Origin of the sequence: Streptomyces sp. NPDC059499 (genome assembly GCF_042749285.1) — a bacterium.
Lineage (GTDB): Bacteria > Actinomycetota > Actinomycetes > Streptomycetales > Streptomycetaceae > Streptomyces.
The window spans coordinates 582,443-606,193 of record NZ_JBHYTT010000002.1 but is presented as its reverse complement, the minus strand read 5'-3'; the positions used below and the strand labels follow the sequence as shown (position 1 = coordinate 606,193).

Below are 23,751 nucleotides of genomic sequence, written 5' to 3'. Positions count from 1 at the left end.
CACATCCCACTCCTGTCAGGAAACGGACGGCTGCCCGGTTCAGGTGGTGAACCCGCGCGAGACAGGAGCCAGGACATGCAGCACCGCATCATCGTCATCGGAGCCGGATACTCCGGAGCCATCGCCGCCGGGCGCCTCGCCAAGCGGCTGCACCGCGAGGACGTCGCCATCACCCTCGTCAACGCCGAGCCCGACTTCGTCGAGCGCGTGCGGATGCACCAGCTCGCGGCCGGCCAGGACCTCAAGGCCCGGCCCTTCAGCGAGATGTTCGCAGGCACCGGCGTCGAGCTGAGGCTCGCGAGGGTCACCGGCGTCGACGTCGACCGCAGGACAGTCACCGTCACCGACCAGGGCGACGGGGACGGCACGGAGGAGCTGGAGTACGACAGCCTCGTGTACGCCCTCGGCAGCGCCTGGAACAGCCGAGGCGTCCCCGGCACCGCCGAGCACGCCCACGAGATCGCCGGCCGCCCCGGAGCGCTCCGGCTGCGCGAGCGCCTGGCCGGCCTGGACGCCGGGCAGACCGTGGTCGTCGTCGGCGGCGGCCTCACCGGCCTGGAAGCCGCGACGGAGATCGCCGAGGCCCGCCCGGACCTCGATGTCGCCCTCACCGCCCGCGGCGAGCTCGGCGACTGGCTGTCGCCCAAGGGCCGCGACCACGTACGGAAGGTCTTCGACAAGCTCGGCATCACCGTCCACGAACAGGCAGCCGTCACGGCCGTGGAGGCCGACCACGTCACGACCGCCGACGGAACGTCCGTCCCGGCCGCGGTCACCGTCTGGACCACCGGCTTCGCGGTCCACCCGATCGCCCGCGCCACCGCCCTGGAAGTCACCGACACCGGCCAGATCGTGGTCGACCGGACCATGCGCTCGGTCTCGCACCCGGACGTGTACGCCATCGGCGACTCGGCCATGGCGATGGGCCCCGGCGACAAGCCGCTGCGGATGTCGTGCGCCACGGGCACCCCCATGGCGTGGCAGGCCGCCGACGCCATCGCGGCGCGCCTGACCGGCGGGAAGACCCCGAAGACGCCGCTGCGCTACTTCAACCAGTGCATCTCGCTGGGCCGCAGGGAAGGCCTGATCCAGTACGTCACCGCGGACGACCGCTCCGTCGGTGCGGCCCTGACGGGACGGCTCGCCGCCGTCTACAAGGAGCTGATCTGCAAGGGCGCGGCCTGGGGCGTCGCCAACCCGCTGCTCGGGCTGCCGGCCAGGCCCCGCCGCATCGTGCGGGAGCGGACCCCGGAGGGCTCGCCCGCCGAGGCGTCGGCCTGACGGCGTGGGCGAGAGGCCACCGGGACTTCCTGTCCGAGGGCCTCTCGCTCAGCACGGCCGAGAGCAGTCGCTGACGTCCGCTCCGGCACGTACGCGGCTGCCGGACCGAGCGCCCCCGCCCACCCCCGCGACCCTGGTTGCCGGCTCCGTGGCGCCACTGTGCCCTTCACCCTGACGGCCGCCGAGCGCTCGCGCGTGTCCGGCCTCCGGGATGTGCTGGCAGCAAACCACCAGACACACCCGGAGGCGCGCCATGCCGGACGACAGGTCAGCGGGTCCGGACGGCAAGGAGCCTGACGCTTCGGGGGCCGCAGGCGAACAGCCCGAGCTGGACGTACTACGGTCACGCGTCGACGCGCTGGAGGCCGACAAAACCGCCCGGGCGCCCCACCACCGGTGGCGCTCCTTCTTCTCCGCGCTGCTCATCATCATCGGCTGCGTTCTCGCTCCGCATGCCGCGTTCGCTTCCTGGGCGGCGGACATCGTGGGCGACAAGGACCGCTACGTGGACACGGTCACGCCGCTCGCCTCCGACCCCGCCATCCAGAACGCCGCGGCGAACAGGGTCACCGACGCGGTGATGCAGCACATCGACCTGCCGACCCTGCTCGAAGGCGTGGCACCCGCGGACCGTCCGCTGGTCCAGAAGGCGCTCGGCAAGCTCGGCAACTCACTGGAGAGTGCCGTCCGCAGCTTCGTCCACGACAAGTCGCAGGAGGTCATCGCCTCCGAGACCTTCGAGAACATCTGGATCCAGGCCAACCGGCGCATCCACGTGGCCGTCGAGAAGGCCCTCACGGGCTCCGGCGGCGGTGCGGTGAAGATCAACGACAACTCGGTCTCCGTCGACCTCGGCCCGGTCGTCGCACAGGTCGAACAACGCCTCGTCGACGCAGGCATGACGGTGGCTTCGAAGATCCCCGAGGTGCACACCGACTTCACGGTGCTGCGCGTCGACAACATCGGCAACGTCAAGACGTACTTCCGGGTCCTGCAGATCGCCGGGTTCTGGCTGCCCGTGCTCTCGGTGGTCCTCATCGCGGCCGGAGTCCTGCTGTCCAGGCACCGCCGGCGCGTTCTCGTGACCGCGGCGCTCGGCTTCGCCTTCGCCGTGCTGATGCTCGGCCTGAGCCTGACCGTCTTCCGCGTGGCCTATCTGAACGCACTGCCCGACACCGTCTCGCAGGCCGCCGCCGAGTCCGTCTACGACACGCTCACGCGCTATCTGCGCACCACGGTCCGCATGGCGGTGACGCTCGGCGTGGTGGTCGCCCTGGCCGCCTGGCTGAGCGGCCCCGGCCGCTCGGCGACCTTCGTACGGCAGTCGTGGCACTCCGGCATCGGGGCGGTCCGCTCCACCGCCGACCGCATGGGCATGCGCACGGGCCCGGTCGGACCGTTCCTGCGACGCCACCGCGCGTGGATCACCTGGATCCTGGTCGGCCTGGCGGTCCTGACGTACGTCCTGTGGAGCTACCCGACGGCGCTGGTCGTCCTCACCATCACACTGGTCTGGCTCGTCGCCACGGCGCTGGTGGAGTTCCTCGCGGACGGCCGCGAGGGCGAACACACCCGGGTGTCCGACCCGATGGGCGGAACCGGCTGACACGGTTGCCGTACTTCGCTGCTGTACGGGCAACGCGAGAGGCCCTCAGGATTTCTCCTGAGGGCCTCTGGCCTGCTGTGCACTCGGCAGGATTCGAACCTGCAACCTTCTGATCCGTAGGCGGGTGCGCCCACACATCACACGGCCTGGCGTGGCCACCGGGACATGTTTGCGTGCTCCCGTGTGCGCCGACGTTGATGTCAGGCGCTGATGCCAGGCTTCGGCTGGCGCCTTAGAGGGCGTTTCATCCCGTTGTTTCATCCCGGATTGCCATGTTGCGGGAGGGTTCATGCGCCGCGCCATGTGGGGGTGGATTCGGCGGTGAGTCTGCGGGTCATGAGGTTGATCATTGCGAGCTGGATCATGGCTTCGGAGCGATAGGGCTTGGCCTCGTAGTCGCGGGCGAGACGGCGGTGGTTCATGAGCCAGCCGAGGGTTCGCTCGACGGTCCAGCGGCGGGGCAGGACAGAGAATCCCCTGGTCGTGGGGTCGCGGCGAACGATGTGCATATCGATGCCGAGGGTGGCGGCGTGCTCGACGAGGTGCTGGCGGTAGCCACCGTCGACCCAGGTCTTGCGAACGGTGGGATGCTCGACCGCGACCCTTTCGATCAGGGTCCGGCCGGCGATCGAGTCCTGCACGCTCGCGGCGGTGACCAGCACCGTCAGAAGCAGGCCGACAGTGTCGATGACGATGCTCCGCTTGCGGCCGACGATCTTCTTCCCGGCGTCGATACCCTGCCCGGCCGCGGGGACGTTGGTGGAGGTCTTGATGCTCTGGGAGTCGATGACACATGCGGTCGGCTCATCCTCCCGGCCTTCCTGTCTGCGGACTTGACGCCTCAGCAAGCTGTTGAGCTGGTCGAAGACGCCTTCCGCCTGCCAGCGGGCGAAGTAGGCGTAGACCGTGTTCCAGTGCGGGTAGTCGTGCGGCAGATAGCGCCGCGGGATCCCGGTCCGGTTCACGTAGAGGACCGCATCCAGCAGACTGCGCAGGTCGTGATCCGGTGGCCGGCCGATGTCCAGGCCGCGGCCGCGGCGCTCGGACCGCCAGGCGGTCAGGACCGGCTCGACCAACTCCCACCGGGCATCGGACAGATCACTGGGATAACGACGACGTTCAGACACGATTTCGGGCTACCCACTGATGACCCGGCAGGCCCGGGCGCAGACACCGGCGCCCGAAGCACACGGCGCACGAACCGGCGTCCTGGGATGAAACAGGAGTAGCCAGGCCAAGACGGCGCGAGAACCACGACTCGTGCACCACCATTCAAGCCAGCATCCCCAGCCCCAGGCAAGTCCAGACCCACACCCGGGCACAGCGGCCCAAATATGAGCTAAACACCCTCTTAGACATCGTTTCTTATAGACGCCGTTGGGCCCCGAGCAATGCAGGGATACTGCTGCTGTGCTGTTGACGTGGATTGCTGAGGTGGCGGACGAGCCCTTGGTGCTTGAGCCAGCTGACCGGCGGGTGGAGTGGGAGACCAATACCTGGTCGCTGGGTGCGGTGGACGAGGACAGGAGCTCGTTGTCCGCCGCCGAGGTGGTGGCTGCCTTCGAGCGGACTGCTGCAGCCATCCAGGAGCGCATTCTTGGTCTGAATTTCTCCGGGGCGGCGACGTTCTACGTGTGGCACGACGAACAGGCCGGGCAGCTCCGGTGCTCGACCGGTTCCGTGCCCCCGGACGCGTTGCCGTTCGGCGGTACCTATGTGGCTTCCGACGACCTCGGTCCGATCGTCGAGGGCTTTTTGGCAGACAGCGAGCCCGGTTCCATCGCGTGGTCGGACCTGGAGGACGTGAAGAGCCGCTCGGAGCAGACCGAGACCGAGTCGGAGTTCGCACCCTTCCACGTCTGGGTCAGCAGTGTCGGAGCCTCACACTGACTGGTCCTGCCTGTCCACGCGGACGAGGCGGCGGTGGCAGATGAGGGTTACGGCTATGCCGACGAAGGCGAGGAAGGGTCGGCCGCGGTGCCTGCCGCTGGCGGACCGGGTATTGCTGGTGGCCCGTCTACTACCGGACCAACCTCACGATGCGGCAGCTCGCGCCGCTGTTCGGCTGCTCGCCGGCCACCGTATGCCGGGCCATCCATCGGCTGCGGCCGCTCCTAGCGATAGAGCCGGCCACCCGTCCCGCCGACGCCGTGGAACGGCTGTGGATCGTGGACGGCACCCTGATCCTGGTGCGGGACCGGAAGTCGGCGCCTCCTCACGCAACCTCACCTGCCCCGGGGCACCGCACATCGAGACCGGGCCACGTGTCGGACTTGAAGCGACCGCCCCACTTCTGCGCGGCCTTCTCATCCTTCATCCACGTGGCGCTACATATGAGCCCCCCGTCGGGGCCGGTCTCGTCAGAAATCAGGATGGTCACCCACTCTGATCCGCTGATAGTGCTGGCGTAGTCGCGGATTGCCGCCTCCGCTTCGTCGGTGGTGGCATCGGGTAGGTTCAAATAGGCCATGGCCGAACCATCCTTGTTGCGATCCAGGCGGACGGTGTAGGACGGGTCGCCGCTGCCGCACGCGGTGAGCGAAGCGAGCAAGCTTGCCGCGATGAGCGCGGTGATGATGCTGGTGCGCATGGTGTCCTCGGGGTGTTGCGTCATGGAGAGATCATCATGACGCCCATGAGGAAAGTGAAGACACCGAGATCTTTTTCTTCGCACCATCGCGATACACCCTGTCGTGATCAGCGGTCCTTCGTGTCAGGCCGCGTCCCACTCATGGGCGCGGCCACCCCGCCACTCGACCATCTGCGGGTCATCGACCAGCATCTCGGCATCCGGCAGGCCGACCCGGCGCAGGAACTCAATCAGGGCCACAGCACCATCACCATGACGCTGGACACCTACGCGCACGTGATGGGCACGACGCTGCGCGCGGCTGCGGATCAGATGGACGACGCCTTGGGCGACGCCCCATCGGCAAGATCTTGTAGTCGGATGCCTTGATCACGTCGTCGGCCCGGCCGACGTACGTGAAGTGCAGTCCTGGGGCATCCCAGGGGGCGTTGATGTCACCCGCTGATGTCAAAGACCCCCTGGACGATGTCCAGGGGGCCTTTGAGCTGTGTGCACTCGGCAGGATTCGAACCTGCAACCTTCTGATCCGTAGTCAGATGCTCTATCCGTTAAGCTACGAGTGCTTGGCGTTCCGGGCTTTTCTGCCTGGTCGGCGTTGCGGGAACAACATTACATGACCTGCGCCGTCACGCGAAATCCATTAGCCATACCGCTCCTGACCTGCGAAAACGCTGTCCTGGAGCAGGCCTGCGGCCCGCCCGCGGGACACCTCCGGACCAGTAGTACGACCGAAGCCCCGCACCAGAGGTGCGGGGCTTCGGGATCTTGCGGAGGCGGAGGGATTTGAACCCTCGATGGGCTTTAAGACCCAAACCGCATTAGCAGTGCGGCGCCATAGACCGGACTAGGCGACGCCTCCAGCACACCCCGCGCGAGCGCGAGTGGTGCGTGCAGATGATGACACAGTCGAGCGCGCTGTCACCAATCGCCGCCCACGGTACTAGGCAGGCGGGCGGCGAGGCAAAGCGCCGCCCGGCAGCGCGGCGATCCGGTCGGCCCCCCAGGAGTTGCGCAACGTGCGGACGCGCGGAGCGTTAGAGATGGCGAGGGCTCCGCCCTCTGTCCGCCACCGTCCCTCCGCCCGGCGCGCGCACCCACCCGGCGTGCACCGGAGCGGCCCGGCGCGCCCCCTCGGTGCGCCAGAACAACAGGAGCCCCGCATGCTGCGCCGTCTCACGCTCACCGCCGTCGCGTCCTTCGCCGCACTGTCGGCCGCCGCTCCCGCCGCAACGGCCGTGACCCCTCTCCTGCCGCTGCCCCCGCTCCCCGTTCTCCAGGGTGACTGGACGGGTGGGCAGGACACGCGGACCCGGCTCACGGTGACGGTCTCGGAGTCGGGCAATCCGACGGCCGACGGAACGTTCGAGCTGGAGTGCGACCCGGCCGGCGGCACCCACCCCACGGCTCAGCGCGCCTGCGACCTGCTGGCGGACGCGGCGGAGGCGGGCGACAACCCCTTCGTACCGACGGACCGGAACGCCATGTGCACGCAGCAGGCGGGCGGGCCGGCCGCCGCCCGGGTCCAGGGGACCTGGCAGGGGGAGAACGTCGACGCGCGGTTCAGCCGGGCCAACGGCTGCGAGATCTCGCGCTGGAACAACCTCGTGCCGGTGCTCCCCTCCGCCAGGTAACCGGCTCCGCGGGGCGTGTACGGCGCCTCCTGCCGGGACCACCGGTGCGCGTCGCCGCACGTCACAGGGGGCGCCCGCGGTCATGAAATGGACCACCGGCGTACACCGTGTGCACAGAACCTTGGTGAGAGCTCCCCCTCATCCGCCGCCCCATGTGCCCTCGGTGCCTTTAGACTCCTTTCGTGACAGCCTGAGGCCCGAGGGGCAGGATGGGGCCCGCTGTCGGCAAGGTGCGGTATTCAGGGAGGAAGCGTCTCGTGAGCAGCAGGCCATCCCGAGGCGCTGCTCGCCTCGCAGCCATACTCGACGCCCTCCCGGACGGGCTCCTGCTCGTCAACTGCAACGGCACGGTCGTCAACGCCAACACCATCGCCCTCGAGATGTTCGAGACCCCGGGCACCGCGCTCGTGGGACGCGGACTGCTCGATCTGCTTCCGGAGTTCGACTCCAGGCTGATCCCGGGGTCGATGCGCAGGCCGGAGACTGCGGACGAGCAGGGCAGGACCAAGCCGACGCGGATGACCGCGCGCCGGACCGACGGCACCGAGTACCCGGTCGAGGTCACCAGCGCGAGCCTCGACAGCGGCCAGGCCGGATACAACGACATCCACTCCAACTTCACCGGCGACGAGCTGCTCATGCTCGTCGTACGGGATCTTTCGGGCACCGTCGACACCGAGGCCGAGCTGGCCCGTTCGCAGCGCCAGACCGAGATGATCCTGCGGGCCGCCTCCGAAGGCGTCGTCGGTACGGACACGGACGGGCGGGTCGTCCTCGTCAACCCCGCCGCCGCACAGATCCTCGGCTTCCGCGCCAGCGACCTCGGCGGCAAGGAACTCCACCCGCTGATCCTGCACTCGCGCGCGGAGGGCGACCCCTTCCCGTACGAGGAGTCCCCGCTCGCCGACACGCTCAAGTCCGGCCGCAAGCACCGGGTGCGCGGCCAGGTCCTCTGGTCCAAGAGCGGCGCGCAGGTGCCGGTCGACCTCACGACCGCGCCCGTGCGCGACGGGGACCAGCTGGTCGGCGCGGTGATGACCTTCACCGACCGCAGGCCCTACGAGGAACTGACGGAACAGCACACCGACGAGGTCACCGGGCTGACCGAACGGCACGCCGCCGAGGTCGCCGAGCTCACCGAGAGCCACCGTGCCGAGGTCGCCGGGCTGACCGAACGCCACGCGGCCGAGCTGGCCGACCGGACCGAGCGCTACGCCTCCGAGCTGGAGGAACAGGCCGATCAGCTCTCCGAACTGGGCGAGCGGCACACCCAGCTGACCGCGGTGCTCGGCGAATCCCTGCGCGGCCCGCTGGAGGAGCTGCGCGGCGAGCTCTCGATGCTCGCCGCCGACCCGGCCGGCCAGCTGTGGCCCGAGGCCAACCAGATCCTGCACCACCTCGCCGCGGGCTACGCCCGGATGACGACGCTCGTCGACAACGTGCTGAGCTACCAGCGTCTGGACGACGGCACGGAGGCGCTCGTCAAGCAGACGGTGCTGCTCGACTCGGTGGTGACGGCCGGTATCGACGGTGCGGTCGAGCTGATCGGCCCCGGCCGCGCGCAGTTCGCGGTCCACGCGCCCCCGATCGAGGCCGAGGTCGACCCGGGCCGGCTGATCACGGCGCTCGCCCACCTCGTCGCGGACGTGGCGGGTGTCGACTCGACCGGCAAGGCGCGGCTGGTGCCGGGCGGCGGCTACGTCGACTCGACGGTGGTCGTGGCCGCGGCGCAGCGCGGTGACGTCGTACGGATCGAGGTGCGCGGACCGTTCGCCGGGGGAGACCCCGTGCACGTGCCGATCGTGCGCGGGATCGTGCGGGCCCACGCCGGTGTGCTCCAGACGCACGAGATGCCCGGAATGAGCGGCAGTGCGTACGTCCTGGAGGTGCCGCTCGGCGCGGGCTCCGGGACGCTTGCGCCCCCGCCGGTGCCTGAGCCCGTTCCTGTGCCCGAGGAGGCGCTGCCGGAAGCCGCCCCCCAGCCCGCGACCAGTGGTGCCGGCGGCAACCGGCGCAGGGCCCGGAGGGCGTCGACGGACGCGTTCCTGGAAAGCCCCGTGGACGCGGCTGCCGAGGCAGGAGAGGCCGCGGCGGGCGAGCCGACGGGGCGGCGCAGGGCGCGTCGCGGACCGGCCGTGCCACAGGAGCAGCAGGAACAGGAAGTCGCGCCCCAGCGGAGCGAGGGCTCCGGGCGCAGGCGCGGGCGGCCCAGCCCTGCGGAGTCGGAGGCTCAGGCTCAGGCGGACCGGCCCCGGGAGGCCCTGGCTCTTCCGGCGCCCTCCCCTGCCTCCGCGACTCCTCCGGCTCCCTCCGAAGGCTCCGTGGTGACGGCGGCCGAGGGTGCGCAGGGCGGGGGTGGCCGCCCGCAGCGCGGACAGACCGTGCCTCCGCAGGGTGTGCCGCAGGAGGCCCAGGGCAGGCAGACGCGTCCCGGCGGCGGGAATCAGCGCGCTCTCCCGGCCCTCGCGTCGGCCGACGCCGGAGCCCAGCAGGCCCACCAGGGTCAGGCACAGGGACAAGAGGCACAGCAGACCGGTGGGCGACGGGCCCGGAGGGCGCTCTCGGCTGCGCCGGAGCACTCCGCTCCGGCAGAGCCCGCACAGCCGCGTACGGCGTTCGCGCTGCCTCCCGCCGATGCGGACCGGGTCCCGCCCGTCGCGCAGGGCGGGCCGTCCGTCCCGCTGCCCGAGCGCCACGACACCGTACGGAGCACACCGGACGCGGACCACACACCGCCGCAGGCGCACCCCGTGCCGTCGGGTCGCCGCAGGGCGCGCGCAGCCGACGTGCAGGAGCAGCAGGACCGGCCGGACCACTCCGTCCCCGGGCAGCCGCTGCCCGCCGTCCCTCCGCAGCCCGACTGGTCGCAGTCCGGCACCTCGGGACAGGGTCTGGACGTGGCGGACGCCGTCGACGTCCCTGCCCAGCCTTCCGACGAATCCTGGGTGGGCCCGGACAGCACCACGCACACCACGGGCACCATCGCTGCTCCCCCCGCGGCCGGCGCTCCCTCCGGGCCCGGGGCCGCAGCCGCGTCCGTAGCGGCTCCGCATCCTGCAGCCGACGACGCGTCCGCGCCGGAAGCGCAGGGCCCTGCGGACGCCCCCGTGGCCGTGCGGGTCCCCGTACCGGACGCGCGGCGCCAGCCGCTGCCCGCCGAGGCGCCGTCGCCCGCGTCGTCGGACTCGACGCAGGGACGCGCGTTCAGCGTGCGGACGCTGGGCCAGGGTGTGCCGTTCGCGCAGCACCTCGCGCACCAGCAGAACCAGACGCTCGGCGGTGCCGGACGCCGCCGTAAGCTCGCCGCCCCTCCGGAGGCCGAGCCCCCGGTGCCGCCCGCGGCGCCGCAGCCCGTCCCGTCGCCCGTCGCTCCGGCCAGGCCCGGATCCGCGGGCGCGCCGGCGGGTGCCGCACCGGGCGGCACCACCCAGGGCTCCGGCTCGGGTCAGCTGCTGTCCGCCCCCGCGGCCGAGGGGCGCTCGTACGCCATAGGCGCTCCCGACGAGGGCGCCGAAGGGCCGGAGCCGCTGGACGGACCCGGTGGCGCGGTCGAGGTGGCCAACCGGCCCCAGCCGCTCCACGTCGACGACGAACTGCCCCCCGAGCCTCTGGACAACCCGCGGCGGCTGCTCGTCTGGCCCGCCCCGGACGTCTCCACCCAGCAGGCCCTCAGCGACCGCGGCTACCGTCCGGTGATCGTGCACTCCCGCGAGGAGGTCGACGCCCAGATCGCGGCGTTCCCCGCCGCGCTGTTCGTCGACCCGCTGACCGGTCCGATCACCCGTACGGCTCTGCAGTCGCTGCGCCAGGCGGCCGTGGCCGCGGAGGTTCCGGTGCTGGTGACGGCCGGTCTGGGGCAGGCGACCAGGGAAGCCGCGTACGGTGCCGACCCCGCCGTGCTCCTCAAGGCACTCGCCCCGCGCGACAGTGACCAGCATCCGCCGCGGGTGCTGGTGATCGACGAGCACGAGGAGATCGCGCTGGCGCTCACGGAGACGCTGGAGCGCCGCGGCATGCAGGCCGCGCGGGCGTCGGGTGACAGCGAGGCGGTCGAGCTCGCCACGCGGATGCGGCCGAACCTGGTGGTGATGGACCTGATGCAGGTACGTCGCCGACGTGCCGGGATCATCGACTGGCTGCGCGCGAACGGCCAGTTGAACCGCACGCCGCTGGTCGTCTACACCTCCGGCATGGACGAGGCGGATCTGCCGAGGCTCGGTTCGGGCGAGACGGTTCTGTTCCTGGCCGAGCGCTCCACGAGCGACGAGGTGCAGTCCCGCATCGTGGATCTGCTGGCGAAGATAGGGACCAACTGACGGTCGGCCTCGGAAGAGGCCGACGGACGGACGCGTACGACGAGGGCGGTACGGGAAGACCCGTACCGCCCTCGCCCGTGTCCAGCGGTTCGGCTCAGAGCTGGGTGACGTCCAGCTCGCCGTCCGCGTACTGCTTGCGGATCACCTTCTTGTCGAACTTGCCCACGCTCGTCTTCGGCACCGCCGGAATGATCGACCAGCGCTCCGGCAGCTGCCACTTGGCGACGGACTGGGCGAGGAAGGTCCTGAGCGCCGCGTAGTCGGCCGTGGCGCCCTCCTTCAGGACGACCGTCGCGAGCGGGCGCTCACCCCACTTGTCGTCGGGGACGGCGACGACCGCAGCCTCCGCCACATCGGGGTGCGCCATGATCGCGTTCTCCAGGTCGACGCTGGAGATCCACTCCCCGCCGGACTTGATGACGTCCTTGGCGCGGTCGGTGAGCGTGAGGAAGCCGTCGGCGCTGATCACACCGACGTCGCCGGTCTTCAGCCAGCCGTCCTCGCTGAACTTGTCCTCGGGGCGCAGGTCCTCACCGTTCGCACCGCCGTAGTACGAGCCGGCGATCCAGGGGCCGCGGACTTCCAGTTCACCCGCGGACTCCCCGTCCCAGGGCAGGTGCTCGCCGCCCGGGCCGACCAGACGCCCTTCGACCCCGGCCGGGAACCGGCCCTGGGTGACGCGGTACGGCCACTCCTCCTCGGCGGTCAGTCCGGCGGGCGGGTTGGCCATGGTGCCGAGCGGTGAGGTCTCCGTCATTCCCCAGGCGTGGCAGAGGCGGACGCCCAGCTTGTCGTAGGCCTCCATCAGGGAGGGCGGACAGGCGGCGCCGCCGATGGTGACGTTCGCCATGGAGGTGAGGTCGCGCGGTTTCGCGGTGACCTCGGCCAGCAGGCCCTGCCAGATCGTGGGAACGGCGGCCGCGTGCGTCGGCCTCTCCTGCTCGATCATGTCGGCGAGCGGGGCAGGCTGGAGGAAGCGGTCGGGCATGAGCATGTTGACGCCGGTCATGAACGTCGCGTGCGGCAGCCCCCAGGCGTTCACGTGGAACTGGGGGACGACCACCAGGGTCGTGTCCTTGTCCGTCAGACCCATCGACTCGGACATGTTGACCTGCATGGAGTGCAGGTAGACGGACCGGTGGGAGTAGACGACGCCCTTGGGATCCCCGGTGGTCCCGGAGGTGTAGCACATGGCGGCGGCCTGGCGTTCGTCCAGCTCGGGCCAGTCGTACGTGGTGGGGCGGCCGGCGATCAGGTCCTCGTACTCGTGCACCCGCGGCGCGATTCCCTCGAGCCCGGAGCGGTCGCCCGGCCCGGCGACGACCACGTGCTCGATGGACGGCAGGCTGGGGAGCAGCGGCACGAGGAGCGGCAGCAGCGAACCGTTGACGAGAACGACCTTGTCGTCCGCGTGGTTGACGATCCACACCAGCTGCTCGGCAGGCAGCCTGAGGTTCAGCGTGTGCAGCACGGCGCCCATGGAGGGAATCGCGAGGTACGCCTCCACGTGCTCCGCGTTGTTCCACATGAGGGTGGCGACGCGCTGGTCGCCGTCGATGCCGAGTTCGTCGCGCAGGGCGTGGGCCAGCTGTGTGGCGCGCCTGCCGATCTCGGCGAAACTGCGCCGTTGCGGCTCTGGTTCGCCGGTCCAGGTCGTGACCTGTGACTTCCCATGGATGGTCATCCCGTGCGTCAGGATGCGGGTCACAGTCAGCGGTACGTCCTGCATGGTGCTCAGCACGGCGTCCTCCCGGTGGGCGCTACGCGGCAGTAAGGTTGCGCTGATTCTGCTCACATACCACTTGGTATGTCACTAGTCCCGGGAGTACGAATCGGTGTCGGTCGGCAAAATCGGGCCGTCACGGGCACGTGTCCGGCGTCATCGGACCGGATTGAGCCCGGGATCCTCGCGCAGCTTCCGGAGCGCACGGGACACGGCGCTCTTGACCGTACCTATGGACACCCCGAGGACATCGGCCGTCTGGGCCTCGCTGAGGTCCTCGTAGTACCGCAGGACGACCATGGCCCGCTGGCGGTCCGGGAGCTTCATCACGGCACGCCACATCGCGTCGTGCAGCACCTGCTGCTCGGCGGGATCCGGCGCGGGAGCGGCCTCCTTCTCGGGCAGTTCCTCGCAGGCGAACTCGTCGACCTTGCGCTTGCGCCACTGAGAGGTGCGGGTGTTCACCAGGGCCCGGCGGACGTATCCGTCGAGCGCCCGGTGGTCCTCGATCCGCTCCCAGGCGACGTACGTCTTGGTGAGAGCGGTCTGCAGCAGATCCTCGGCATCGCTCGGGTTGGCGGTGAGGGAACGGGCGGTACGCAGCAGTACGGGGCCCCGTGCCCGTACGTACGACGAGAACGACGTGTAACGCGGGTGTCCGGCGGAAGCAGCGACTGCCCTGGAGGCGCCGGTGCAGACTGGCGTGGTCATGTCTCCACGCTAGGAGCGGGCCCCGCCGAGGGGATCGGCCCCAGGTCCCGAAGCGGCGTCCGCCTCAGGTTGTAGGGGTGGGGCAGGCTCCACCTCCTGAAGGTGGAGGGACCGCCGGCCACCCTCAGGGTCCTCACCCCGGGGAAGGACCGCCCGGGCGCCCCGCCCGGACAGGCGGACAGCGGTCCGCGGGGCGCACCGGAGTGCCGCCCCGCGGACCGCCGCTCAGCCGGCCGGGTGTCGACCCCCCGGCACCCTCGGCCGGGCGCTCACCAGAGCGGCGTGAAGTTGACCGCGACGATGTCCGTGGACTGGTCGATCGCGGTGAAGGCCGATCCGCTCACCTGGGCCGAATTGCTGTGGTTCGACGCGCCGGAGCCGACGGCCTGTTGCTGCGAGGTCGATGAATTGCCGGAGTTGTTCCCTCCGACCCCGGCGGTCCCGATCGTCGCCACCGCCGCGTTCGATCCGTCGCTCGCGAACGAGCCGTTGTCGGCGATCGCGACACCGCCGAACAGTGCGGCAGCGAGAGGCAGGGCGGCAACGGCGGCGAGGGTACGAGCGGTACGGGTGCTTGCCATGTCAATTTCCTCCAGGAACCGAAAGTGCGGCTTGGTACGGCTGGTTCCGAAGCAGTTGGCCGACCGCCTCGGTGCTGGTCACGACGTCGCGAGACGAAAGTTGCCCACCGAATCCATGGCGAACCACCCACAGTTCACGATTCCCTCGCAAGCATGAGGAACACCCGATAAACCTCTCCCACACCCACAAGTCGGCACACACCTCCACTCCACGCACCGCACAGGAAGAAGCGTTCCGCCGCCCCGCGCGCCCTCCGTCCCTCTTCCCTTCTTCGAACATCTGTACGAACATAGAGGCATGGCCACCATCGACCGGCAGACCGCCACCCTGGCCCTGGCGCACGCGCTCTCCGCCGCCGAACGCGGGCTCCCCGTCTTCCCCCTGTCCGCGACCAAGCTCCCCGCACTGCGCTCCCCGCATCACGGCGAGGACCCTCCCGTACGCTGCCGGGGCGCCTGCGGACTGCCCGGTCACGGCGTCCACGACGCCACGACCGACCCGGCCGCGGTGCGGGCACTCTTCGCCGCCGCGCCCCGGGCCACCGGGTACGGAATCGCCTGCGGACGGCCTCCCCACCGCCTCATCGGCATCGACCTCGACATCGACGGGGCACACGGCAACGACTCCGTGGCCGCACTCCAGCAGATCGCCCTCCAGCACCTGTTCACCATCCCGGCCACGGTGACGGTGCTGACCCCCAGCGGTGGCCGCCACCTGTGGCTGACGGGACCGTCCGGCACCACCGTGCCCAACTCCGCGAGCCGCCTCGCCCCGGGCATCGACGTCCGTGGCAGCGGCGGCTATCTGGTCGGACCCGGATCGGTCACCACCCACGGCAGGTACCGGCTCGCCCCCGGCACGGCCCATCTCTCACCCGCCCCGTGCCCGCGCGCCCTCCTGCGCCTGCTCACGCCCCCCGCGCGCCCCCACCACCCCACGAGCCGCCCCTCCCGCGCCGGCCAGGGACAGGGCCTCGTCCAGTTCGTGCTCGCCGCGCACGAGGGCCAGCGCAACACCCGCCTCTTCTGGGCAGCTTGCCGCGCCTACGAACACGGCTTCGGCGACGCGCTCGCGGACGCCCTCACCGACGCCGCAGTCCGCACGGGCCTCTCCGAACAGGAGGCCCGCGCGGCGATCGCATCGGCGGCCCGCCTGACATCGGAACGCCCCGAGGCCCTGTGAACCCCCCGCGCACCCGGCGCACAGGAAACTGACGGCCGGTCACCAGACCCGACGCGCCACGCGAACAAGAACGGCCCCCGACCGAATCACCTGGTCAGGGGCCGTTCATCTGCGGTGGGTGTGGGATTTGAACCCACGGTCACATCGCTGCGACGACGGTTTTCAAGACCGTTCCCTTAGGCCGCTCGGGCAACCCACCCTCGCCCCGCCGACCTGCGTCGGAGCGCCTACAGCGTACCGGGTCGCTGATCCCTCCGGGCAACACCGACCGGAGGGGGGCCGGCCACACGTGCCGGAGGGGCCGCCGAGGATTCGGCGGCCCCTCCCATGTGCGGCGTTCGAACAGTCCCGACCGGGGTCAGCTGTCGCCCTTGCGCTCGCCCAGGACGAGTTCGGCCGTTGCCGTCTTGCCGTCGCGCTTGTAGGTGAGCGTGACCTTGTCGCCCGGCTTGTGGGTCCAGATCTCGCCGATCAGGGTCGGTCCGCTCTCGACCACCGTGTCGTTGAACTTCGTGATCACGTCGCCGGCCTTCAACCCGGCCTTGGCCGCGGGCCCGTTCGGCGTGACGGCGGGGGTGCCTGCCGCGCCCTGGTCCGAGATCGTGGCGCCGCCGGTCTTCTCCTCCATCGTGACCGTCGCTCCGATCACCGGGTAGACCGGCTGCCCGGTCTTGATCAGCTGCTCGGCGACGTTCTTCGCCTGGTTGACCGGGATGGCGAAGCCGAGGCCGATGGAGCCCGCCTGGGACTGGCCCGCGCCGCCCCCGGAGGTCGACTGGATGGCGGAGTTGATGCCGATGACCGCACCGCCCGCGTCCAGGAGCGGACCGCCGGAGTTGCCCGGGTTGATCGAGGCATCGGTCTGCAGGGCGCTCATGTACGAGTTCTTGTTGCTGGAACCGTCACCGGAGGCGACGGGACGGTCCTTGGCGCTGATGATGCCGGTGGTGACCGTGTTGGACAGACCGAACGGCGCGCCGATCGCGATGGTCGAATCGCCCACCGCGACCTTCTCGGAGTCACCGAGGGGCAGCGGAGTCAGTCCGTCCGGAGCGTTCTTCAGCTTCAGGACGGCCACGTCGTAGCCCTGGGCCCGGCCGACCACCTCGGCGTCGTACTTCTTGCCGTCGGAGAACGTCGCGGTCAGCTGCCCGTTGTCCGCCGCGGAGGCCACCACGTGGTTGTTCGTGAGGATGTGGCCCTCCTTGTCGTACACGAAGCCGGTGCCCGTGCCGCCCTCGCCGTCGCCGGACTGCGCGTCGATGGTGACCACGCTGGGCAGCGCGTTCGCCGCGACGCCCGCCACCGTGCCCGCCTCGCGCTTGAAGTCCTTCGGGCTGTTGGAGGCCGCCACCGTGGTCGATCCCGAGGAGGAACCGGAGCCGTTGCTGTCGGCGGCCCAGTAACCGAGGGCTCCGCCGACGCCGCCCGCGACGAGCGCCGCCGCCGCGACGGCCGCGATCAGACCGCTCGCGCGCCGCCTGCGAGGGCCTTCGGGCTCCGCCGCGGCCGGGGCGCCCCACACGGGGGTGCCGCCGCCGTCCGCGTACGACGGGACGGCCGGAGGAGGCGGCGGCCAGGAGGCCGGACCGGCAGGAGGCTGCTGCGACGGGGGCCCGTAGGGCTGCTGAGGCTGTTCGTGGTGCGGCATGGACGGCTCGGGGCCGGACTGGTGCGCGGCGGCAGCCGGAAACTGCGCCGTCGGCGCGTCCGCGGGAGGGGCCGGGGTGGCCCCGGCCGCCGGCAGCCCGCCCGGCGGGGTGCCCTCAGGAGCGGCAGCCGGCACGGGAGGTACGGACGGAACAGACGGTACGGACGGAACCGTGTTGCCCTCGTTGCCCTCGTTCTCGGTGCTCACAGCTCTTTACTCCTCGGTTCCACTCGGCATTCGGCAAGAGATCCGCTGTGCACGTGTCTGCGGTCAGCTTTTCCCACAGCACGTCAGGCCACTGTAAGCAGGACCTGTGCATCCGCACACCAATCTTTACATCAGGCAAAACGGTCCCCCGTGACAAGGTGCCCGCACCCGCCGCGTCACGGTGGCACCATGACGCGGTGACCCACGCACGGCAGCACAGCATGCCCCCTCCCATCCAGGTCATCGCCCATCGCGGAGCCTCGGACGATGCCCCCGAGCACACCCTGGCCGCCTACCGGAAGGCGATCGAGGACGGCGCCGACGCCCTGGAGTGCGACGTACGCCTCACCGCGGACGGACAGCTCGTCTGTGTGCACGACCGCAGGGTGAACCGCACCTCCAACGGGCGCGGTGCCGTCTCCGCCCTCGAACTCGCCGACCTCGCCGCACTCGACTTCGGTTCGTGGAAGGACCACGAGGAGTCCCCGGACTGGGATCCGGTGCCGGGGGAGCTCACCTCCGTACTCACGCTGGAACGGCTCCTCGAGCTGGTCAGCGAGGTGCGGGCCACCGGGCGCCCGCTCCAGCTGGCCATCGAGACCAAGCACCCCACCCGCTGGGCCGGGCAGGTGGAGGAACGCCTCCTCCTGCTGCTCAAGCAGTTCGGCCTGGACAATCCCCCGGCGGGCGGGCCCTCCCCCGTACGCGTCATGAGCTTCTCCGCACGGTCCCTGTACCGCATCCGGGCGGCGGCACCCACCCTGCCCACCGTCTTCCTGATGCAGTTCGTCTCTCCGCGGTTGCGCGACGGACGGCTTCCCGCCGGCGCACGGATCGCCGGCCCCGGGATGCGGATCGTGCGCAGCCACCCCGGGTACATCGAACGCCTGCACCGGGCCGGCCACTCCGTGCACGTATGGACGGTGAACGAACCGGAGGACGTCGAGCTCTGCGTAAGCCTCGGCGTGGACGCGATCATCACAAACCGCCCGAAGCAGGTTCTTTCGCAACTGGGTCGCTTTTAGTATCAGTTACAGGGGGTACACCGGCGCATTCGCTCCGCTATCGATCGTTACGAGTGCATCACTGCCAGGGCTTTGGCCGGTTTCCGGTGAAGCCCAGAGGGGCATCCAATCCGTGGCGTGGGGCAAAGGAGGTCTCGGGGGTGACGTTGGTGGTGGCACAAGAGGTGCCCACGTCGTCGAGCATGGCCGTTCCTCATGGCCCTGCAGGCGTGGGGCAGGCACGGCACTGCATGCGTGAGCAGCTTCGCAGCAACGGGGTGTCGGACACGGTCGTCGACGACGCCGTATTGATCCTTTCCGAACTGCTCAGCAACGCATGCCGCCACGGCAGGCCCCTGGGCCTGCACACAGAGGTCGGTGACGGCGATGTCCGCGCCGCGTGGCGCGTCGACAGAGCGGGCGGCCTGACCGTCGAGGTCACGGACGGGGGCGGCCCGACCAGGCCGATTCCGGCCACCCCGTCGGTCACCGCGCGCGGCGGACGCGGGCTCAACATCATCAGCGCCCTCGCCCAGGAGTGGGGCGTACGGGACGACACCTCGGGTGAGGTCACCGTATGGGCCCTGGTCTCCGCGGACCACGGGCTCGGCGCGCTGGAGGGAATGGACTTCGCCGACGCATTCGACGCGTTCGACGACGCGGACTGAAGCGGCTCGGCAGGAGCGGCGCGGGCACCGGCCGGCCGCACTCCGGGGCGGAACTGCCGTGGCAGGCCCGGCGGCAGGTGTGACCCCGCGGTGGCGGGGGCGGCTAGGCTCGCGCCGGAGACCGCACCGTCACGATCGGGAGAACGCCCACCATGGCCAAGAAGCGCCCTCAGTCCAAGGCCGGGAAGCAGCAGCTCAAGGATGGTGAGATCCCGGTCGTCGGGGCCCGCGAGCCCTGCCCCTGCGGTTCGGGCCGCCGCTACAAGGCGTGTCACGGACGCGCCGCCGCCCAGGCCGTGACCGAGCTGGTCCAGCGCCCCTTCGAGGGACTCTCCGGGGAGTGCGACTGGATCGCCCTGCGCGAACTGGTGCCCGCCGCCACGGTCGAGCTGACGCTGAAGGGCGGTCTGCCCGAGGGCGTACCGTCCGTGACGCTCGCGACCGTACTGCCGATGGCGTGGCCGGCTCTGCGCCGTGACGACGGTTCCGTCCTGCTCGCCCTGCAGAACGACACCTCCTCCGGCGACCTCAGCCGCGACCTCGCCGACACCCTGCAGCGGGCGCTGGAGGTGGAGCCCGGTTCGCCGGTCGCCGCCCGCCGTGTGTCCGCCGACGGCCCCCGGCTGCAGGACCTCCTCGACCCGAGCGCCCCGTTCGAGCCGGTCGTGCACTCGGGGTTCGAGTTCTGGGTCCCGGACGCGGAGAACGCCACCCCCGAGGTGTCGGCATCCCTGGAGCGCGCCAACGCCGCGGCGATCCCGACCACGCTGCTCTCCGGAGTGGACGCCGCGTACTGGTGCGAGACGCCGGACAAGAACCACCTGCGCTGGGTCATGCCGCACCCGGAGGAGCAGCTCCTGGACGCGCTCGCGCGACTGCACGCGGCGGGTGCGTCCTCGCTCGGCGAGGGAACGAGGCTGGTCGGCTCGTTCCGGGCGCACGGGCTGATGGTCCCGGTCTGGGACCTGCCCTCCGCGATGGGCGCCGAGGAGTGCGAGAAGCCCGCGGCGAAGTTCGCGGAGCAGCTCGCCGAGGCTCTCGCGTCGGACGCCCCGCTCACCGGTGAGGAGCGGCGGGCACGTGGTGGGCTCACCAACCGCCAAGTGACGCTCAGCTGACAGTGACGGCGCCGCGGACGGTTCGGTGACCCCGGTCACAACTCGCCGTACTCGCAAGTAAATCGCTGTCCGAATAGGCGAGATCGAATTTGCTCACAGCAGATCTCTTGTTACCGTTCTGGAAGCCCGGTCGCTGGTGCATCCCCCGTCGCCAGCGGCCGGGCGTCCGCGTTTCCGGGTAGGGCACGCGGGGGCGCACGCCGGAGCACCGGCGGATCAGCCCCGCCACGGCACTCTGGCCGCGCCCGATGTCAGCACCCCCTCCGCGCACTCGCTCCGCCGCCAGTTGCACGCCTCGGCCGTTGCACGCGGAAGGGTTCCGATACGCACACCGAAGGTCCGGGAACACCGGCGCGCACCGTCTCCCTTCAGGGCTACGGGCGGTGACGGAGTGTTTGCTTTCGGACAGATGTCCGGCACCACAGAGGCGTCGTGCGCAGGGGCGAGGACTCGGCAAGGGCATGTGCCCTCGACTTCCGCCCGGACCGCCCTCCCGCACCGTTTCCGTAATCTTCTGCGGAAAGGTCATCAGAAAGCCTGCGATCAGCGCATTTTGCGCCCGGCACGGGGATTCAATCGATTCGGGACGGGGATTTCGGGGACGAATTTGAACTCGTCCCGTGCGCGCCCGGGTCGTCTGCGCAGAACACGGGCGGACTCACACCCTTACGAGTGAGCCGCCCGTCGTTCCTGCGTCAGCGGTTTACCGCAGCCGTCACCGGTCCGTCAGTACGCGAGCCGGCTGCCGCCGTCGGGAGCGCTGTTGCTCGCCTCGACGAGCGCGTCCAGGACGGATTCCACGTCCGGGAGCCACGGCGCTGCAGGACCGGCCAACGGTGCCCGTTCCCAGCGCACCTGACCCGTACCCACCTCGGACGGGGGAAGGATGAGGTAGCCGCCCTCACCGTGGAACCTCAGGGAGCTGGGCACCCAGTCCTTCGCGTGCAGCAGCTCTCCGAGCCGTTCCAGCGTGTACGGAGCGACCAGCAGCGACCAGCGGGTCGGCGTCGCCACCACCGGGCCGAGTCTCAGCCCCATGGCGTCGAGCGCGGTCAGCGCCCGGGCACCCGCCACGGCCGGCAGGCTCAGCGCGCAGGGCGCCTGGCCACCGGTGGCCAGCACGACGGGAGCGGCCGGCCGGTTGGTCCACCACCAGCGCACCATGCGCGCGTCGGTGGTCGCCGCGAGGAGACCGGGGTCGAAGGGATGTGCGCCGGGCACGGCGCACTCGGGATCGGGGCAGGCGCAACCGCGGCCGCGCTCGCCGCGCACACCTGCCGTCGCCAGCCCCGCTCCGGGGAGGACGGGCCATTTCCAAGCGGTGGCACAGGTCAGCGCCGCGTCGAGCTGGGCGGGACTTGCCTTGCGCCGGGGCCGGTGCCTGCGTCGCCTTCCGAGGATCTCGCGCATGAGCGCTCGTTCCTTTCCGTTGAACGCCGAGGTCCACATCACACCACGTGCTCGTTACACCACGTGTGCGTCTCTTCGCTGTGCGTGCATGCTCACCGGGCTGCGGTACGGACAGGCAGTCCGCGCCGAGCGTGAGCCGAGCCGAGCAGAGTGGAACCGAACAGAATGGAGCTGAGCCGAGTCGAACCGTGTGGAACCGAGCCGAGTCCAGTCAATACATCGCGCGGGCGGCGTGCGCGTCGCGCTCGCCGTCCCTTGTGCAAACCCCGCCACTCGCGGGTGGGGGTGCGGCCGTCACGGGTGAGGACGTCCGGGCGCGCTGTCGGGTTCCGGGGCGATCGCAACTGCCCCTGGCCATCAACGGTTACGTACCCAGCATGCCCGGAATGACGCTCCCTCCGGCACTTCACCCCGAGGGCGCCCCCTGTCGAGCACACCCAGTCGACCGCAAATAGCTGCACGGGGGTGCATTTTTTGGCCAACTTAACAGACCCTTGGACACCACAAATATCGCAAGGACAATGCTGGACATCACCTTACTTGTACGTGTACATGTGGATGCACTGATAGCGGCGCAGAATGACATGGGGGTTTGCGATGCTATTCGACCAAACACACCAGTCGGAAAGCCGACGGCCATGAGCGCCCCACATCTTCCGAAAGTGGCTGGAATCGATCCCATGGTTCCTGTTTCAACGCACACTGCAGCACCCCTCAAGGCTGTGCCCGCCGCGCCGGGAGCGTTCATCCAGGACCGGCTGGCGGGCTGGGTCTCCGACCTCACCACGTTGCACGAACTCACCGAGCGACTGGCCGGAACCAGCACCCTCGACACCGCCCTCCACGAATTGCTGGGCGCCGGAGCGGCTCTGGTCGGAGCCCGTCGCGGACTCCTGGTCCTCGAACCGGCCGACGGCGGCGGCCCGTCCCTCACCATCGGCCTCGGACTCGCCCACGCCGAACTCGGAACCATCGAGACCGTGCCGCGCAGCGCCACCCCCTACGGCCGCTTCCTCGACGGCCTCCCGGACACCGACACCCCCATGGCCAGCCCCGACATCCTCGGCGACGACAGCATCGACCCCCGCTGCCGCGAAGTCGCCGCCACGCTCGGGTACGCCGCCGGCTACACCCTCCCGCTCGCCACCCGGTCCTCCGGCCGGCTCGGCGTGGCCGTCTGGCTGTACGACGAGCCCGCCGAACCACTGGAACGCCAGTGCCACCTCGTCGGCCTGTACGCCCGCTACGCCACCGAGCACCTCGCCCGCCTCCTGGAACTGGAACGCGCCAGGGCGGACGCCGCGATCATCGCCGAGGAATTGCTCCCCACCAGGCTGCCCCGGGTACCCGGGGTACAGCTGGCCGCCCGCCACCGGACCGCCCCGAAGGGCGGCGGCGACTGGTACGACGCACTCGCCCTCCCGGACAACGCGCTCGGCCTGGCCGTCGGCTCGGTCAGCGGTTCCGGTCCGAGCGCCCTGGCCGCGATGGGCAGGCTCCGCGCCGGCCTGCGGGCCTACGCCGTCATGGAGGGCGAGGACCCCGTCGCCGTACTCTCCGACCTCGAACTCCTGCTGCGGCTGACCGAACCTTCGTGCGCCGCCACCGCGCTCTACGCCTACTGCGAACCCGAGCGCCGCACGATCCTGCTCGCCGGGGCCGGACACACCCCGCCGCTCATCATCGGCGACCGGCGCACCGAGTTCGTCGAGACGACAATTTCCGCACCCCTGGGCATGCTGGCCTGCTGGGAGGCGCCGAGCGTGGAGTTCACGCCCGCCCCCGGCGAGACCGTGCTGCTCTACACCGACGGGCTGCTGCGCCGCACCGGCGATCCCATGGACCGGGCGTTCGCACGACTGCACGCGGCGGCCGCCGGCGTACCGAAGGCGCTGCGTCACGACCCGGGAGCCGTCGCCGACCATGTTCTGCGGACCGTCCTGCCCGAGGGCCTGGACCGGAGCGACAGCACCGAGGACGTGGTCCTGCTGGCCGCGCACTTCGACTGACGGCCGCATCGGACCGGTAAGAGGTCTTCCGGCCCTGGGCCCCCTTCCGTACGCCCGTACGA

The 23,751-nt window shown here is 70.5% G+C and carries 18 protein-coding genes, 3 tRNA genes and 1 pseudogene; 12 read left to right on the top strand and 10 right to left on the bottom strand.

The genetic code is table 11. The features are described 5' to 3' along the window. Nucleotides 1–75 precede the first annotated feature (75 nt). Together ACFW9O_RS08140 and ACFW9O_RS08135 are read left to right on the top strand one after the other, a co-directional pair. Nucleotides 76–1,281, top strand: coding sequence for an NAD(P)/FAD-dependent oxidoreductase (locus ACFW9O_RS08140; RefSeq protein WP_384606368.1), 1,206 nt, complete (start codon nucleotides 76–78; stop codon nucleotides 1,279–1,281). Nucleotides 1,282–1,534: 253 nt separating this feature from the next. Continuing rightward, nucleotides 1,535–2,887: a hypothetical protein gene (locus tag ACFW9O_RS08135; protein ID WP_384606366.1), complete on the top strand. Its 1,353-nt coding sequence runs from the start codon at nucleotides 1,535–1,537 to the stop codon at nucleotides 2,885–2,887. A 287-nt stretch (nucleotides 2,888–3,174) separates the two neighbouring features. Here the strand turns inward: ACFW9O_RS08135 and ACFW9O_RS08130 are convergent, their stop codons facing one another. After that, entirely contained in the window at nucleotides 3,175–4,014 is an 840-nt protein-coding gene (locus ACFW9O_RS08130) for an IS5 family transposase (protein WP_384606363.1), read from the bottom strand. Nucleotides 4,015–4,339: 325 nt separating this feature from the next. Here ACFW9O_RS08130 and ACFW9O_RS08125 point away from each other — a divergent pair, with 325 nt between their 5' ends. Next, entirely contained in the window at nucleotides 4,340–4,777 is a 438-nt protein-coding gene (locus ACFW9O_RS08125; RefSeq protein WP_384606361.1) for a hypothetical protein, read from the top strand. A 76-nt stretch (nucleotides 4,778–4,853) separates the two neighbouring features. Beyond that, nucleotides 4,854–5,111, top strand: a pseudogene (locus ACFW9O_RS08120) (transposase family protein); the annotation flags it as partial. On the opposite strand, the gene ACFW9O_RS08115 reads toward ACFW9O_RS08120, so the two are convergent. Further along, nucleotides 5,103–5,501 carry a hypothetical protein gene (locus ACFW9O_RS08115; RefSeq protein ID WP_384606651.1) on the bottom strand — a complete coding sequence of 133 codons (399 nt, stop codon included), beginning with the start codon at nucleotides 5,499–5,501 and terminating at the stop codon, nucleotides 5,103–5,105. The pseudogene ACFW9O_RS08120 and the gene ACFW9O_RS08115 overlap by 9 nt on opposite strands. Nucleotides 5,502–5,618: 117 nt before the next feature. On the opposite strand from ACFW9O_RS08115, the gene ACFW9O_RS08110 reads away from it, so the two are divergent. Next, complete coding sequence (locus ACFW9O_RS08110; RefSeq protein ID WP_384606649.1) at nucleotides 5,619–5,846, top strand: hypothetical protein; 228 nt, start codon at nucleotides 5,619–5,621, stop codon at nucleotides 5,844–5,846. Between the two features lie 121 nt (nucleotides 5,847–5,967). Here the strand turns inward: ACFW9O_RS08110 and ACFW9O_RS08105 are convergent. Together ACFW9O_RS08105 and ACFW9O_RS08100 are read right to left on the bottom strand one after the other, a co-directional pair. Next, nucleotides 5,968–6,040, bottom strand: a tRNA-Arg gene (locus ACFW9O_RS08105). Between the two features lie 205 nt (nucleotides 6,041–6,245). Then, nucleotides 6,246–6,336: transfer RNA gene (locus tag ACFW9O_RS08100), tRNA-Ser, on the bottom strand. 301 nt (nucleotides 6,337–6,637) lie between these two features. Here ACFW9O_RS08100 and ACFW9O_RS08095 point away from each other — a divergent pair. Further along, a complete protein-coding gene (locus ACFW9O_RS08095; protein WP_384606358.1) occupies nucleotides 6,638–7,108 on the top strand; it encodes an SSI family serine proteinase inhibitor in 471 nt (156 codons plus the stop codon). Nucleotides 7,109–7,365: 257 nt separating this feature from the next. Further along, on the top strand, nucleotides 7,366–11,424 hold the full coding sequence (locus ACFW9O_RS08090) for a PAS domain-containing protein (protein ID WP_384606355.1): 4,059 nt from the start codon (nucleotides 7,366–7,368) through the stop codon (nucleotides 11,422–11,424). A 94-nt stretch (nucleotides 11,425–11,518) separates the two neighbouring features. Here the strand turns inward: ACFW9O_RS08090 and ACFW9O_RS08085 are convergent, their stop codons facing one another. The 3 genes from ACFW9O_RS08085 to ACFW9O_RS08075 all read right to left on the bottom strand — a co-directional run bounded on the left by ACFW9O_RS08085 (nucleotide 11,519) and on the right by ACFW9O_RS08075 (nucleotide 14,439). Beyond that, on the bottom strand, nucleotides 11,519–13,165 hold the full coding sequence (locus ACFW9O_RS08085; RefSeq protein ID WP_351173127.1) for a long-chain fatty acid--CoA ligase: 1,647 nt from the start codon (nucleotides 13,163–13,165) through the stop codon (nucleotides 11,519–11,521). Nucleotides 13,166–13,303: 138 nt separating this feature from the next. Continuing rightward, nucleotides 13,304–13,858, bottom strand: a complete 555-nt coding sequence (locus ACFW9O_RS08080; RefSeq protein WP_384606352.1) for a SigE family RNA polymerase sigma factor — start codon at nucleotides 13,856–13,858, stop codon at nucleotides 13,304–13,306. Nucleotides 13,859–14,127: 269 nt separating this feature from the next. Further along, complete coding sequence (locus tag ACFW9O_RS08075) at nucleotides 14,128–14,439, bottom strand: hypothetical protein (protein WP_384606350.1); 312 nt, start codon at nucleotides 14,437–14,439, stop codon at nucleotides 14,128–14,130. A gap of 298 nt (nucleotides 14,440–14,737) precedes the next feature. On the opposite strand from ACFW9O_RS08075, the gene ACFW9O_RS08070 reads away from it, so the two are divergent. Further along, nucleotides 14,738–15,622 carry a bifunctional DNA primase/polymerase gene (locus tag ACFW9O_RS08070; protein ID WP_351173118.1) on the top strand — a complete coding sequence of 295 codons (885 nt, stop codon included), beginning with the start codon at nucleotides 14,738–14,740 and terminating at the stop codon, nucleotides 15,620–15,622. A 112-nt stretch (nucleotides 15,623–15,734) separates the two neighbouring features. On the opposite strand, the gene ACFW9O_RS08065 is transcribed toward ACFW9O_RS08070, so the two are convergent. Then, a tRNA-Ser gene (locus ACFW9O_RS08065) sits at nucleotides 15,735–15,821 on the bottom strand. A 159-nt stretch (nucleotides 15,822–15,980) separates the two neighbouring features. Continuing rightward, entirely contained in the window at nucleotides 15,981–17,480 is a 1,500-nt protein-coding gene (locus tag ACFW9O_RS08060; protein WP_384606347.1) for a S1C family serine protease, read from the bottom strand. 197 nt (nucleotides 17,481–17,677) lie between these two features. Here ACFW9O_RS08060 and ACFW9O_RS08055 point away from each other — a divergent pair, with 197 nt between their 5' ends. From ACFW9O_RS08055 to ACFW9O_RS08045, 3 genes are all read left to right on the top strand, one after another. Beyond that, on the top strand, nucleotides 17,678–18,505 hold the full coding sequence (locus ACFW9O_RS08055; RefSeq protein WP_351173112.1) for a glycerophosphodiester phosphodiesterase: 828 nt from the start codon (nucleotides 17,678–17,680) through the stop codon (nucleotides 18,503–18,505). Nucleotides 18,506–18,558: 53 nt separating this feature from the next. After that, complete coding sequence (locus tag ACFW9O_RS08050) at nucleotides 18,559–19,152, top strand: ATP-binding protein (RefSeq protein WP_384606344.1); 594 nt, start codon at nucleotides 18,559–18,561, stop codon at nucleotides 19,150–19,152. Between the two features lie 152 nt (nucleotides 19,153–19,304). Beyond that, on the top strand, nucleotides 19,305–20,270 hold the full coding sequence (locus ACFW9O_RS08045) for a DUF5926 family protein (protein WP_351173106.1): 966 nt from the start codon (nucleotides 19,305–19,307) through the stop codon (nucleotides 20,268–20,270). Between the two features lie 726 nt (nucleotides 20,271–20,996). Here ACFW9O_RS08045 and ACFW9O_RS08040 read toward each other — a convergent pair. Then, nucleotides 20,997–21,680 (bottom strand): bifunctional DNA primase/polymerase, encoded by a 684-nt coding sequence (locus tag ACFW9O_RS08040; RefSeq protein ID WP_351173103.1) that lies wholly within the window; start codon nucleotides 21,678–21,680, stop codon nucleotides 20,997–20,999. Between the two features lie 521 nt (nucleotides 21,681–22,201). On the opposite strand from ACFW9O_RS08040, the gene ACFW9O_RS08035 reads away from it, so the two are divergent. Next, nucleotides 22,202–23,689: a PP2C family protein-serine/threonine phosphatase gene (locus ACFW9O_RS08035; protein ID WP_384606341.1), complete on the top strand. Its 1,488-nt coding sequence runs from the start codon at nucleotides 22,202–22,204 to the stop codon at nucleotides 23,687–23,689. Nucleotides 23,690–23,751 lie beyond the last annotated feature (62 nt).